At 66.6% G+C, this 13,061-nt stretch carries 14 protein-coding genes; 4 read left to right on the top strand and 10 right to left on the bottom strand.

From position 1 onward, the window contains the following. Positions 1 to 4: 4 nt before the first annotated feature. From purH to CLV78_RS10150, 3 genes are read right to left on the bottom strand one after another with little or no spacing between them, the layout of a single operon-like run. Positions 5 to 1,594, bottom strand: a complete 1,590-nt coding sequence (gene purH / locus CLV78_RS10160) for a bifunctional phosphoribosylaminoimidazolecarboxamide formyltransferase/IMP cyclohydrolase (protein WP_106204696.1) — start codon at positions 1,592 to 1,594, stop codon at positions 5 to 7. A gap of 16 nt (positions 1,595 to 1,610) precedes the next feature. Next, complete coding sequence (locus CLV78_RS10155) at positions 1,611 to 3,374, bottom strand: heparinase II/III family protein (protein ID WP_106204695.1); 1,764 nt, start codon at positions 3,372 to 3,374, stop codon at positions 1,611 to 1,613. 53 nt (positions 3,375 to 3,427) lie between these two features. After that, positions 3,428 to 4,717, bottom strand: coding sequence for an RsmB/NOP family class I SAM-dependent RNA methyltransferase (locus tag CLV78_RS10150; protein ID WP_106204694.1), 1,290 nt, complete (start codon positions 4,715 to 4,717; stop codon positions 3,428 to 3,430). A 97-nt stretch (positions 4,718 to 4,814) separates the two neighbouring features. On the opposite strand from CLV78_RS10150, the gene CLV78_RS10145 reads away from it, so the two are divergent. Beyond that, the gene (locus CLV78_RS10145; RefSeq protein ID WP_425427941.1) at positions 4,815 to 5,039 is read left to right on the top strand and encodes a DUF1674 domain-containing protein; all 225 of its coding nucleotides are present in this window, start codon (positions 4,815 to 4,817) and stop codon (positions 5,037 to 5,039) included. A gap of 5 nt (positions 5,040 to 5,044) precedes the next feature. Here the strand turns inward: CLV78_RS10145 and CLV78_RS10140 are convergent, their stop codons facing one another. Both CLV78_RS10140 and dapB read right to left on the bottom strand, forming a co-directional pair. Continuing rightward, positions 5,045 to 5,881 (bottom strand): GNAT family N-acetyltransferase, encoded by an 837-nt coding sequence (locus CLV78_RS10140; protein ID WP_211300975.1) that lies wholly within the window; start codon positions 5,879 to 5,881, stop codon positions 5,045 to 5,047. After that, a complete protein-coding gene (gene dapB, locus CLV78_RS10135) occupies positions 5,881 to 6,690 on the bottom strand; it encodes a 4-hydroxy-tetrahydrodipicolinate reductase (RefSeq protein ID WP_106204692.1) in 810 nt (269 codons plus the stop codon). Before dapB ends, CLV78_RS10140 begins: the two co-directional genes overlap by 1 nt. A 98-nt stretch (positions 6,691 to 6,788) precedes the next feature. Here dapB and rbfA point away from each other — a divergent pair, with 98 nt between their 5' ends. Both rbfA and CLV78_RS10125 read left to right on the top strand, forming a co-directional pair. Further along, positions 6,789 to 7,208, top strand: a complete 420-nt coding sequence (gene rbfA / locus CLV78_RS10130; RefSeq protein WP_106204691.1) for a 30S ribosome-binding factor RbfA — start codon at positions 6,789 to 6,791, stop codon at positions 7,206 to 7,208. Further along, the gene (locus CLV78_RS10125) at positions 7,198 to 7,971 is read left to right on the top strand and encodes a phosphodiester glycosidase family protein (protein ID WP_106204690.1); all 774 of its coding nucleotides are present in this window, start codon (positions 7,198 to 7,200) and stop codon (positions 7,969 to 7,971) included. Before rbfA ends, CLV78_RS10125 begins: the two co-directional genes overlap by 11 nt. 15 nt (positions 7,972 to 7,986) lie before the next feature. On the opposite strand, the gene CLV78_RS10120 is transcribed toward CLV78_RS10125, so the two are convergent. After that, positions 7,987 to 9,666: a Y-family DNA polymerase gene (locus tag CLV78_RS10120; protein WP_106204689.1), complete on the bottom strand. Its 1,680-nt coding sequence runs from the start codon at positions 9,664 to 9,666 to the stop codon at positions 7,987 to 7,989. Between the two features lie 79 nt (positions 9,667 to 9,745). Next, positions 9,746 to 10,063, bottom strand: a complete 318-nt coding sequence (locus CLV78_RS10115) for a DUF2834 domain-containing protein (RefSeq protein WP_106204688.1) — start codon at positions 10,061 to 10,063, stop codon at positions 9,746 to 9,748. A 159-nt stretch (positions 10,064 to 10,222) separates the two neighbouring features. Here CLV78_RS10115 and CLV78_RS10110 point away from each other — a divergent pair, with 159 nt between their 5' ends. After that, the gene (locus CLV78_RS10110) at positions 10,223 to 10,975 is read left to right on the top strand and encodes a lysophospholipid acyltransferase family protein (protein ID WP_211300974.1); all 753 of its coding nucleotides are present in this window, start codon (positions 10,223 to 10,225) and stop codon (positions 10,973 to 10,975) included. 31 nt (positions 10,976 to 11,006) lie between these two features. Here CLV78_RS10110 and CLV78_RS10105 read toward each other — a convergent pair whose 3' ends face one another. The 3 genes from CLV78_RS10105 to argH all read right to left on the bottom strand — a co-directional run bounded on the left by CLV78_RS10105 (position 11,007) and on the right by argH (position 13,050). Then, entirely contained in the window at positions 11,007 to 11,165 is a 159-nt protein-coding gene (locus tag CLV78_RS10105) for an argininosuccinate lyase (RefSeq protein ID WP_245924925.1), read from the bottom strand. After that, positions 11,162 to 11,470 carry a hypothetical protein gene (locus CLV78_RS10100; protein WP_106204686.1) on the bottom strand — a complete coding sequence of 103 codons (309 nt, stop codon included), beginning with the start codon at positions 11,468 to 11,470 and terminating at the stop codon, positions 11,162 to 11,164. Before CLV78_RS10100 ends, CLV78_RS10105 begins: the two co-directional genes overlap by 4 nt. A 179-nt stretch (positions 11,471 to 11,649) precedes the next feature. Next, the gene (gene argH / locus CLV78_RS10095) at positions 11,650 to 13,050 is read right to left on the bottom strand and encodes an argininosuccinate lyase (RefSeq protein ID WP_106204685.1); all 1,401 of its coding nucleotides are present in this window, start codon (positions 13,048 to 13,050) and stop codon (positions 11,650 to 11,652) included. Positions 13,051 to 13,061 lie beyond the last annotated feature (11 nt).

Below are 13,061 nucleotides of genomic sequence, written 5' to 3'. Positions count from 1 at the left end.
GCGGTCAGTGCCGGAAGTGGCGCATGCCCGAGAAGACCATGGCGATGCCGGCCTCGTCCGCGGCGGCGATCACCTCCTTGTCGCGCATCGATCCGCCGGGCTGGATCACAGCGGTCGCCCCGGCTTCCGCCGCTGTCAGCAGCCCGTCCGCGAAGGGGAAGAAGGCGTCGGAGGCAACGACCGATCCTTGGGTCAGTGGCGCGGAGAGGCCGAGTGCTTCGGCCATGTCCTGTGCCTTGCGGGCGGCGATGCGGGTCGAGTCCACCCGGCTCATCTGTCCGGCGCCTACGCCAACCGTTGCGGCATCCTTCACATAGACGATGGCATTGGATTTGACGTGCTTGGCAACTTTCCAGGCGAAGAGCAGATCCTTCAGCTCCTGCTCGGTCGGTTGCCGCTCCGTGACGACCTTCAGGTCGTCGATCGAGACATGACCATTGTCCTTGTCCTGCACGAGGTAGCCACCGGACACCTGGCGGATCGTCCGTGCCGCAGCCAGGGGATCAGGCAGACCACCTGTTGTAAGCAGGCGGAGGTTCTTCTTCGCGGCGAAGACCTCCCGGGCGGCGTCATCAGCGTCCGGCGCGATGACGACCTCGGTGAAGATCTCGCTGATGGCCTTCGCCGTGGCGCCGTCCAGCGGCTGGTTCAGGGCGATGATGCCACCGAAGGCGGAAGTGCGATCGCAATCGAAGGCACGGCGATAGGCCTCTTCGAGGGAAGCGCCGCGCGCCACGCCGCAGGGATTGGCATGCTTGATGATCGCGCAGGCCGGGCCGTCCTCGGGAGAAAACTCTGCGACCAGTTCAAATGCCGCGTCGGTGTCGTTGATGTTGTTGTAGGACAGCTCCTTGCCCTGATGCTGCACGGCGGAGGCCACGCCGGGCCGGTCGGAGCCGTCCGTGTAGAAGGCCGCCTTCTGGTGCGGGTTCTCGCCGTAGCGCATGGTCTGGGCGAGGGTGCCGGCAACGGCACGCCGTCGCGGGGTTTCGACGCCGATGGCATCCGCCATCCACGACGACACTGCCGCATCGTAGGCTGCTGTGCGGGCGTAGGCGGTCTGCGCCAGCTTCCTGCGGAACTTCGGGCAGGTGCCGCCGTCGTGCTGGTCCATGTCTCCCAGCAGCTTCTCGTAGTCCTGGACATCCACCACGACCGAAACGAACGCGTGGTTCTTGGCCGCCGCACGGATCATCGCCGGGCCGCCGATGTCGATGTTCTCGATGCAGGTGTCGTAGTCGGCGCCCTTCGCAACAGTTGCTTCGAAGGGATAGAGGTTGACCACCAGCAGGTCGATCTCGACGATGCCGTGCTCCGTCATCGCGGCGACATGCTCGTCATTGTCCCGCAGGGCCAGAAGGCCACCGTGGACCTTGGGATGCAACGTCTTCACGCGACCGTCCATCATCTCCGGGAAGCCGGTCACCTCGGCCACATCGACGACCTCCAGCCCGGCCTGGCGCAGCGTGTGCGCTGTGCCACCCGTGGAGAGCAATTCCACCCCGCGCGCGTCGAGCGCCCGGCCGAGATCCACGAGACCCTCCTTGTCGGAAACAGAGAGCAGGGCACGGCGGATGGGGCGGGTGTCGGTCATGGCAGCGGTCCTTCGGTCAGTCGTCACTCAGGTGTTCATCGTCGTCCCTGACGATGTCGCGGATTGCCTGCGGGGTATCCTGTGCCTTCGCGAAGGTCCAGTTGATCTGGCAGGCTGCGTCGACAACCCGGCCCGAAATCACGATCTGTTTTGTCGCACGCGGCTTCAGCCGGCCAGCCTCGAGGTAGACTGACGGCTCCAGCGAGAGCCTGGAGGACCCTTCGTGCCGGAAAACCCATATCTCGCCGCTCTTGAGGCCGAGAGATACGGCGTATCCTCCCATGTCGAGCGTCGCATCCACGTCCGGGTGCAGGTGAAACCGAATCGTGAAGGACACGCCCTGAAGCTGGGTCGCGGTCAACTGACGCTCGAACCGGGCGCGGTCGGCTTCGTTCAGCGCCCCAAGCGTGTCTTCGCCCTCGAGCGCACGCCCGTCTCGCGCCAGCCCAAGCTGGCGCACATGTGTCAGGCCGTGCGTGGCGACGTAGCCGTCGTGGCCCGCGAGCAGGTGGACAAGGTGGGCGTTGGCCGAGAATTGCGCACGGACCTCCGACGGCAGGTCGTGCAGGATCTCGCCCCGCCGACCACGGCCCAGCCCCACGACGCCGAGGCGGGAGGATGACAGGCCATCCACCCCAAGCGTGGAGTGGCTGGGGGTTGCCCGGCCTGCACGTCGCCAGGTCTCACCGAATGTCGCGCCGGGGCCGCAGTTCACCACGATCGGGCGCCGGCCGGATGTCAGCTCGAAGGCAAGGGTGGAGGCATGGGCGTTGACCGACGCCTCTCCGGTCGGTGGCGCTGCAGCATCGACCAGGACGGTGGTCCGTCCGGCGGCCATGCGGGCAAATCCCATCGCCAACCCCTCGTGCGGTTCCGGCCGGATGCCGGATGCCGCAAGGGCATGGTCCAACCGCCCTTCCATCCCGCGCCCCCCACCATGAAACCGCGCCAGGCTGCCATCGGAATGGCGCAGCGCCCGCAATGTCGGGGCCATGCGCACGATCGCGGCCTCCAGCGGTGCGTCGGGGTGCCGTCCTGAATCGATCAACGCCTGCGCCGTCCAGATCAGCAGGGTAAAGACTTCGAGCAGTTCCTCTGGGTTGCGCGTCGGCAGCCCGCCGCTCTTGTCGATCAGCGCATTGCATTCCTTGCACAGGGCCTTCACGGCCGGGGCGACATGGGTTTCTTGTCCGGCCAGCGACAACCCTGCGTAGATCAACCCGGTCAATGCCTCGAAACGGGGCAGGCCGGAGGCCGCCACGTGCCAGCGCCGGGACAGGAAGATCGTCTGCGCCCCAAGCGCGGCAAAGAAAGCGCGGGAGGCGTCTGCGTCTTGGCCCCGCAACAGGAAAATCGCGTGATTGATCCACCGGATCACCCGGCGTCCGGTCAGGTCCGGCGTCCATCCGGCGCCGCGTCCGCGACCGTAGCGGGCGATCCAGTCCCAGGTCCAGCTTTGCGCTGCCCGCCGCGAAGGCAGGTCGCCGACGGCGGCAAGGTCGTCCAGCCAGCGGAAGCCGTGCAGATCCTCCTCGAAACGCGGCGCGGGCATCCGGATGTCCCACGGGGAACTGTCCGGAGCCTCGACGAGAAAGCCGGCGAACAGGAAATTGCCGGCAAGCAACTGGCGTCCCTTGGAGAAGGTTCCAATGGTGCGTGGCTCGGGTTGTGACAGGAAGGCCGTGGCAGGACGGGCACGCGCCGCACGGCGCGCAGCAACCCGATTCAGGAACCGCGTACGCTGTTCCTGCCAGGTCGGTTTTCCCTCTGTGTGCTCCATCGCTCGTGCCCGCATTGCCGTTGCGCCGACACTATGCGGCGGCGCAGCGCCTGTCAGGCCTTCCGCAGCGCCGCGATGAAAAACCCGTCCAGACCGCCGCGTTCCGGCCACATGTCGGGAGTGATGCGCAACGCGCCGGGGGCGGCGATCCACTCCGGGTCGATGTCCGGCATAGCCTCTACGGCCCCCGTATCGGGTGACAGGTTCGGATGTCTGCGCAGCAATGCCTCCAACTGCGCCTCGCCTTCCTCCGGCAGCAGCGAGCAGGTGCAGAACACCATCCGCCCGCCGGGCCTGAGCCAGTTCACCGCCCGGTCCGCCATCTCCGCCTGCAACTCAAAGAGCGGTTTGATCCCGGCGGAGTCCTTGATGAAAGGGAGGTCCGGGTGCCGGCGGATCGTTCCGGTCGCGGAGCAGGGGGCATCGAGCAGGATGGCATGGAAGGTGCCTTCCGGTTCCCACTCTAGGGCGTCGGCGGCCACGATCTCAGCCGTCAGGCGGGTTCGGGCGAGGTTGTCCTGCAATCGCTCCAACCGGGCCTCTGACACATCGAGCGCCGTCACATTTGCTCCGGCCGCGGCCAGTTGCAGGGTCTTGCCCCCGGGCGCGGCGCACATGTCCAGAACCTTCTCGCCCTGCGACACCCCGAGGAGCCGCGCGGGAAGGGCCGCGGCGGCATCCTGGACCCACCAGTCGCCTTCAGCATAGCCTGGCAACGCGGAGACCTGACCGGCCCGGGGCAACCTGAGGCTGCCGGTCGGTAAGCGGTCACCGGCTGGCAGGACCGTATCCGCGTTGGATTTGAGTGTCAGGTCCAGCGGCGGGTCTGCCTCGAAACGGGCCTCCATCCGCGCGACGCGGGCATTGCCATATTGCGCACCGAGACGGCCACGGAGCCAGTTCGGCAACCTTTGGGGCTGGGCGGTCTGCCAGGATGCCAACCCTCCCTCTGCAACGCGTCGCAGAACGGCGTTGACCATGGGCGCCGCCTTGGGCTGTTCCTTTCGCGCCATGCTCACGGCGGCGTTGACGACGCCATGGGCCGCCTCTCCCTCCGACAGCATCTCGACCGTCGCAAGCCGCAGAAGGGCGCGAATGCCGGCGCCGGGATCGCGCTTCAGGTAGGGTTTCAGGGCCGCATCGGCTCGCCCGGCGAGCCGCAGGGTCCGCCGGGCGAGCCTGCCCGCGCGGGCACGGATCTCGGGCGGAGCTTCGGCGAAATGGGGGTGCGTTTCCATCTCCGCCAGCAACAGGCCCTCTTCCCAGACACCTTGCAGCAGATCCAGCGCCAGTTGTCGCGGGGCGACCCCGCTGACCTTTCCGCTCCGGCCCTTCCCGGTCATGTGACGGCCCTTCCCTTGGTTCTTTGATCCGCGGGGCGTATATCACCGGGGGATCAGCGACAAGGACAAGCGCATGGACGATCAGACCCGGGAAGAGCTGCAGGACGCTCAACACATCGACCCCGAAGCCGCGGCGGCAGCCGAAGCGGAGCGCCGCAAGTCCCTTCCGCCGGCAGCGCTGCGTGCCCTGGAAGAGGCCGAGGCCCGCAAGGCTGCGGCGGATGCCGATGGAATGCCGACCGAACTTGGCGGCCGCATCAAGGGGCTGGAACCTGTCCGCTACGGCGATTGGGAGAAGAAGGGCCTGGCGATCGACTTCTGAGCCGGTCAGTCAGACGAGCCTGACACTTTCGCCCCCTTCGGCTGCAGCGTCGCCGCGACCTGCGACTCGGCCCATGCGAAGCCGCACCTACGGTAGACGCGCCCGGCAGGCCCGTCACTGAGCGCGACGATTACCGGGACGGCATTGGGATCCCGTGACCTCGCCCAGTTCACGCCTTCTGTAACCAGTGCGGCGCAGATCCCGCGCCGTCGATGGCTCGCGCGGGTTTCGACCCGTTGGTAGCGCGCGATCCCTGCGGCCACGAAGATTCCGAGATCGCCAACCAGAAGGTCTCCATCGAAGGCGCCGAACCAACGCCCCCAGCCCTCCGCGATCTGGCATCGGCGAGACGCGAATCGTTGGCGCAGAAAGGCCTCATAGGAGGCGCGTTCGAAACCCTCCTCAAGACCGGTTTCGCATTGCAGCGCGATCACCTTTTCCCAATCCGCATCCGTCTCGATCGGGCGAATATCCACGTTTTCGGGCGGTGGCGTCGCGACCAGATTGCCGGAGAGCGTCAGCACATCCATCGACTCGACCTCGTACCCTGCCTCGGCCAGCGCAGAATGGCCGGGGCCGACTGTCATGGCAGGATCGTCCCATGCCACCAAGACGTGTGCGGCCTGTGGGAAGTCGGCACGAAACTGCTCGGGCTGCGTCACGGGGTCGACCTGGCCGTCGCGAAACAGAACAAGGTTGCCCCACCAGAAATCCGGCTGGTCCGGGGTGCGCAGGACGATCCGGTCGGGGTGCACCTCGGCCATGCTCTCTCCGGCCAGGACCAGGAAGTCGCTGCGAAATCCCAGGGAACGGATTTCCGACAGGGCTTCAAGATGGGACATCACAACCCGAGTACGTCCAGCATGGAGTAGTGACCCGGCCTCTTGTCCTGCCCCCAGAGCACTGCCTTCAGCGCGCCGCGTGCAAAGAGCGCCCGGTCGCTGGCCAGGTGGCGCAGCACGATTCGCTCTCCGGCGCCGGCAAAGATCACGTCGTGTTCACCGACGATGTCGCCGCCGCGAATGGCTGAGAAACCGATCTTGCCGGGTGCCCGCGCGCCGGTGATCCCGTCCCGCGCGGCTTCGTAGGCCTCCTTGAAATCCAGACCTCGCCCTTCGGCAGCGGCCTCGCCCAGCATCAGCGCCGTGCCCGAGGGTGCGTCCACCTTGTGGCGATGATGCGCCTCGACCACTTCGATGTCGAAATCCTCATCGAGCGCGGCGGCGACCTGCTTTGTCAGTTGCGTCAGCAAGTTGACGCCGAGGCTCATGTTTCCGGCACGCACAATCACGGCATGACGCGCGGCGGCGTCCAGTTTCGCAATGTCCTCGTCCGTCATGCCGGTGGTGCCGATGACGTGGACCGCGCGGGCCTGCGCCGCGATCACGGAAAGGTCGATGGTGACTTGCGGCGTAGTGAAATCGATCACGCCCTGCGCGCCGGCCATCGCTTCAAGCGGATCGTCGGTTACGAAGAGCCCGGTCGGCTGCCCGCCCATTGCGGACCCGAGGTCCTTGCCGATCCAACCGTGCCCTGGGCGTTCCACTGCGCCTGCCAGCCGCATCTTCGGATGGGCGTTCACCTCGCGCACAAGCATCTGGCCCATCCGGCCCGATGCGCCCATGACAACAATCCCGGGTGTTTCGCTCATCGTAGTCTCCACTTCAGCACCCGCCCCCTTTAGCCGAGGCCGCCCCGTCACGCAAAGCCCCGCTTGCGAATGCCGTCCCGCCGCCCTAGGTGGGAGGCATGGCAAAGAACAAGTTTCATACTGGTCCCGGCCCGTCGCAGCGGCAGCTGCGCGTCGGTGAGTTGGTCCGCCGGCGGCTCTCGGATGTGCTGGCCCATGGCGACATCCACGACCCCGACCTCAACCGCATGTCGATCACTGTGGCCGAAGTTCGCACATCGCCCGATCTGAAGGTTGCCACCGCCTACGTGCTGCCGCTGGGCGGCGATCACGCGCAGGAGGCGCTGGAGGCGCTCATTCGCAACCGGTCGGAACTGCGCCGGGTGGTGGCGAAGGGGTTGGCGTTGAAATATGCGCCGCAGTTGCGCTTCGTTCTGGACGACACCTTTGATCGGATGGACGAGACACGCCGCCTGTTCTCTCAAGAGGCGGTGAAGCGGGATATCGCGGACGACCAAGAGGACGACGATGCGCTTTGATGCGTGTGTCCGCCTTACGGGCGGGGCAATTCTGGCGGCCCTTCTGGCGCCCTTCCTGGCCGTGACACCTGCGGCCGCCGATCCGGACTGCCGGCGGCTGACCCACGATGGCAGCCGGTATTCCGTCTGCACGGTTCGGACCGACCAGGACGATCTCCGCCTCTGGCACAGCGATTCCGACGGGCGTCTCTACGGTGGCTTCGGGGCCATCGATTCGGCGTTGCGGGAACAGGGCCAGCAACTGGCATTCGCAATGAACGCCGGGATGTATCACGATGATCGCAGCCCGGTTGGTCTCTACCTCGAAAACGGTGTGCAGAGCGGCCCGCTGGTCACCCGCGACGGCCCGGGCAACTTCGGCCTGCTGCCGAACGGCGTTTTCTGCATTCGCGACGGGTCTGCCGCCGTGATCGAAAGCCGGGCTTTCGCCGCCAATCCGCCGAGTTGCCGCTATGCCAGCCAGTCCGGCCCGATGCTGGTCATCGACGGAGCGCTGCATCCGCGCTTCCTTGTGGATTCCGACAGCCGGTTCATTCGCAACGGGGTCGGTGTGGCACCCGACGGCAAGACGGTGCATTTCGCGATCTCGGAGAACCGCGTCAATTTCCACAGCTTTGGTCGCCTGTTCCGAGATGTGCTGAAGACGCCGAACGCACTTTACTTCGACGGCAAGGTGTCCCGGCTCCACGCACCGGCCATCGGACGTTCGGATGCCGGCTTTCCGCTCGGGCCGATCGTTGGTGTCGCGGTGCCTGCAAGCTGATCGCCGGCCTGGGGGTCACGCGAAACATCCCTGGCAGAACCACCCCGCCGACATTGCCCCGCCATGGGCATAGTAGATCCAGAGCCGCTCGCCGCCTTCCACCTCGACGCGCCAGTAATCCCGCGTGCCAGAGCGCCACTCCGGTTCGTCCAGCCACCATTCCGGTGCGATCCGCTCCGGGCCGGTGACACTGACAACGGTGAGGTCCCGCCGCCGCCACCGCAGGCGCGACGGCGGGCGCGCGGGTCGATCAGCTGGCGCGTCCACATGGACCGGTTCGGGTCGGAACAGGACCAGCGGGCGCGGCAGCGGCGGGCGGGAAGGCCAGGTCCGCGCCGGCTCCGACCAGGCCGCCGCAAGGATCTTCGTCGTCTTCTCGGGGATGTGGCTGTCGGCTGGATGCAGCCGGGTGATCGACTCCAGACCGACCCGTGCGCCCAGCCGCCCGATCAGGTCCTCCAGCGCCGCCGCCTGTCCCTTGCGCGTGCTGCGGGCCACCGCATCGGCGGCGGCACCTGCGTGGCCCCGGTGCTGGGTCGCATGCACCGGCTCGGTCACATGCGCCTCCAGCCGGAGCATGTCGATCCCCGGTCCCGCCTCGATCTCGTGCAGCTTCATCAGCAACAGCGGCCGCAGCCGTTCCGGATCGGCGGAGGGCCGGGCCAGACCGACCTCCACCGGCTGCATCGTGTGATCGCAGCGGAAGGCCTGGAACCGCACCCGGCGTGCGCCCTGGCCCTTCTCCCGCAGCTTCTCCGACAGTGCCGGCAGCAGCCGGTCCAGCCCCGCGCGCAGGTCTTCCTCCAGCCCGATCGGTTCCGGCAGGGTCAGGCGGACCGCGAACCGTGCCCGGGGTTTCGCCGGAGAGACCGGCTCCGGCACCAGCCCCATGGCCTGGTCGAGCCGCAGCACAAGGTCCTTGCCGAACCGCCGCGCCAGCGCCGCGCGGGGCTGGCCGGACAATTCGTCGATCCGCCGCAGGCCAAGGCGGTTGAGCTGCCCCACCACTTCGGGGCGCAGCCGCAACGCGGCCACCGGCAACGGACCCAGGATGGCGCGCAACTGCCCCGGCGGGGCGATTCGTGTGCCATCGCAGCCGTCGGCGGCATGTCTCGGCGCTGCCCCGCCCCGCTCCCAATGCCGCCGCTTTGCCGCCCGGGAGCGGGTCGCCCGGGCCTCCTGATCGATGGCATCGCCTGAACGCACCTGCTCCGCACCTCGCCCGGTAAACCGTGCCAGCGCCCAGGCCGCGCCCAGCGTGTCCGCGATCCCGGCCCGCACGGTCAGCCCCAGGCTCGCGCAATCCGCCTCTACCTGCTCCAGCAGCGCCACCTCTCCTCCGAAAAGATGCGCGCAGCCGGTCAGGTCCGCCACCAGGGAGGCCGGCGGGACCTCCGCCACCCAGGGGGAGAACTTTCCCGCCCATCGTCTCAACACGGCAAGAAACGCCGCCTCCGCCTGCGGGTTGGCCAGCCGCGTCAGCAGGTCCGGGCACATCGCCCGCGCATCCCGGAGCGGCTGCCCCTCGGACAGTCCCTCCGCCTGTGCCACGTCATTCAGGGAGGAGAGCACCTGCATGTTGCCCACATCGCGCACCACGGCGAAGGGCGCGGTCTGCACGCCGCCCTCCAGCCGCAACAGGCGTTCGGCCGCCAGGCGGGGAAACCAGAGCGAAAGGATCCGTCGGGCAGGCATCGGGCAGCATCCGGCACACGGTAATGTTCACGTTAAGTTCTCATTCTAGCCGCTTCGAGCCCGGAGTCGAGTCGTCTGCCTATTCCACAGGCCGCGTCCGCAGGAAAAGATAGAGCGGCAGGCCACAACTGACGCCGATGCAGAAGGTTGCCGGAATCGCCCACAGCGCGAGCCAGTTTCGCCGAACGCGGGTTTCCGCGACAATCCACACGGTGAGCGCCACGGCGGCAATTGTCAGGTCCCAGGCAAGGCCCTCGACGCCGGAATGGGCAAACCACGTGTCCTTCAGAGCCACAAGGCTCCAGCCATTGGCCGCCAGCCAGGGCAAGAAATGCGCCATCGGCAGAACCGTGCCCACAACCGCAAGACCAAGATAGATCATTCGCAATGGTGACATCGCCCTCTCCGCCGTCCAGACAGAACAAGACCTGCCACGCGTCGGCGCGCGCAGCAACCTGTCGCCGACACGCCGCGTTTCGCCGGTCGCGGAAACACGGGGCTTGATGGGCGGTGGCAGGGCGTATCACATGCCGGAACGCACCGCCCGGACAGACCGGTGAAGTGCACAAGAACAGGAAGGGTCAACGTGCCGAAATACGCCAAGCGCATACGCCGCCGGGTCGAATCCGTTCTCGACAGCGAGGCGATCACGGGCACGGCCACGACGCTCATGGCACGGCATATCCGGCGGGTTTGCAGCCGGATCGACTGGACCCATGTCGGTCGCGACGACCTTGCGGCGGAGGTCCGATCCGGTCAGCCGGTCATCATGGCGCTCTGGCATGGGCGCCTTGCCGTTGCGCCAAACGGCTGGGACCCGGACTGGGGCCGGCTCTGCGTGGTCACCTCGGCCGCGCGCCCGGGGCGGATGGTTGGTGGCGTCATGCAGCGTTTCGGGCTGGAGACGATGCCCATGCGGGACCGCAAGTCCAACACCGCAACCTCGCTGCAGGTGGCGCGAATGGCGCGTGACGGGGTTTCCATGGGCTTCGCGGTCGATGGCCCCGAAGGTCCGGCGCGGATCGCCAAATCGGTGCCGATCGACTGGGCGCGGCTGACCGGTTGCCCGATCTGGCTCTACTCGAACTCGGTGGAACGCTATCGCATTCTCCCAAAGGTCTGGGACAACATGTTTTCGCCCAAACCCGGCGGGCGCGGGGTCATGCTCTATCGAAAGTGGGAAGTGGAGGTGCCAAAGCGCCTCGACGACAGCACACGCGAATGCCTGCGGCAGAAGCTGCAAGATGACCTCGATGCGCTGTCGCTGGAAGCGGACAGGATGATGGGACACCCGGACCGGATCAACTAGCGCGCGGTTTGGCTGGAGGCCGCGGGAGCCTCTAGGAACTGCCGCCGGTCACGCCGATGCTTGCGGTCCCCGAGATGGACACACCGGGGCTGCGCGCGGGATCGGGATCCGAAGGCGGGATCGGCTCGCCATCCACGCCGCAACCGGCGAACGCGGCCAGCAGCCCGAGTGTCGCCAGTGCCCGCCTCACAGCCGCAACCCGACACCGCCACGGCCCAGATGCACCTTGACCGGTCCCTTGCCAACGCTGGCTGAGGCGCCGCCGGTGCCGACGGAGACATCCACGTTCTTCGTGTCCACGACATCGACGCCGGCATAGGGCTTTCCGCTCGTCGTCACACCGCCATGCACGCGGCCCGAGTTGACGCCGACGTTGCCTGACACGTTCCCGTTGGCGTTCACCGAGACCCCCGCATCGGGTTTCGGCTGTGCGCAGGCGGACAGGCTCAAGGCCAGCATGATTGCCGACACCCCGCTGATGATCTTCTGACGCATTTGCCTTCTCCTGTTTTCGATCCATCGGAAATGCGCATCAATTGGTGATGCGCACGCCATGCCGGATGATCTTCACATGCACCGTGCCGACGGCGACCGATGGTCCGCCGGTGCCCACGCTGGCGCCAGTGGTACAGGGCCAATGGCGATGCTCTCAGGCAGGTAGATCACAATTCGCTTCATTCCAATCGTTCATTCCAAGTTGAAATCTGCTCTCGCACCCGCAATGGTGCCGTTCCCCCATAGGAAGTCCTGCTGGCGACCGAGTTGTAAACCCCGAGAACCCCAAAAACCTCTTCGGTAATGCCCGAATGGACAGATTGCATCTCCGGCAGAGTAAGGTCCGGAAGGTCGCACCCTTTTTGCTCGGCCATAGCAACAAGCGACCCGGTGACGTGATGGGCGTCGCGGAACGGAAGATTCAGCGCCCGCACGAGCCAGTCGGCGAGGTCGGTCGCCGTCGAGAACCCGCTGGCTGCCGCCCGCTCCAACTCTTCGCGGTTGGCCGAGAGGTCGGCGATCATGCCGGTCATCGCTGCCAGCGCAAGCATCAGGCTGTCCGCGGCATCGAACGCCTGTTCCTTGTCCTCCTGCATGTCCTTGGAATAGGTCAGCGGCAGACCTTTCATCACCGTGAACAACCCCACCATCGCGCCCATGATCCGGCCGATCTTGGCCCGGATCAGTTCCGCAGCATCGGGGTTCTTCTTCTGCGGCATGATCGAGGAGCCTGTGGAGAAGGCATCCGACATTCGCACGAAACGGAACTGTGCCGAAGACCAGATCACCAGCTCTTCGGCAAGCCGGCTGAGGTGCATCGCGCAAATTGAGGCGGAGGCGAGGAACTCCAGTGCGAAATCTCGATCCGACACCGCGTCGAGCGAGTTTGCCGCCGGACGGTCGAAGCCGAGCGCGGCCGCCGTCATATGCCGGTCGATCGGGAAGGATGTGCCGGCCAGCGCCGCCGCGCCCAGCGGGCTTTCGTTCATCCGTGTGCGCCCATCACGGAAGCGACTGGCGTCGCGCCCCAGCATCTCCACGTAGGCCAGCATGTGATGGCCCCAGGTTACAGGCTGCGCAGTTTGCAGATGGGTGAAGCCGGGCATCACCCAGTCCGCGCCCTGCTCGGCCTGCGCGAGGAGCGCCTTTTGCAGGGCTTCGATCCCCGCGATGGCGGCATCGTACTGGTCCCGCATCCACAGTTTGAAGTCCGTTGCCACCTGGTCGTTTCGCGACCGCGCCGTGTGCAGCCGACCCGCCGGCTCGCCGACGATTTCCTTCAGCCGGGCCTCCACGTTCATGTGGATGTCTTCGAGCGCACGCGAGTAGGTGAACTTTCCGCCCTCGATCTCTGACAAGACCGTGAGAAGGCCTTCCCGGATCGCCTCCGCATCGCTATCCGTCAGGATGCCCTGTGCGGCCAGCATGGCCGCATGGGCGCGCGAGCCCTCGATATCCTGCCGGGCCAGACGCTTGTCGAAATCGATAGAGGCATTAATTGCCTCCATGATTGCGTCTACACCGGTGGAAAAACGTCCGCCCCACATCTGGTTGGCGGAGGTGTCGGAGGCATCGCTCATGGGTTGGACCT

The organism is Aliiruegeria haliotis, from assembly GCF_003003255.1.
Taxonomy (GTDB): Bacteria; Pseudomonadota; Alphaproteobacteria; order Rhodobacterales; family Rhodobacteraceae; genus Tropicimonas; species Tropicimonas haliotis.
Note: the sequence above shows the minus strand (reverse complement) of the source record. Positions and strands in the feature narration are given on the sequence as shown.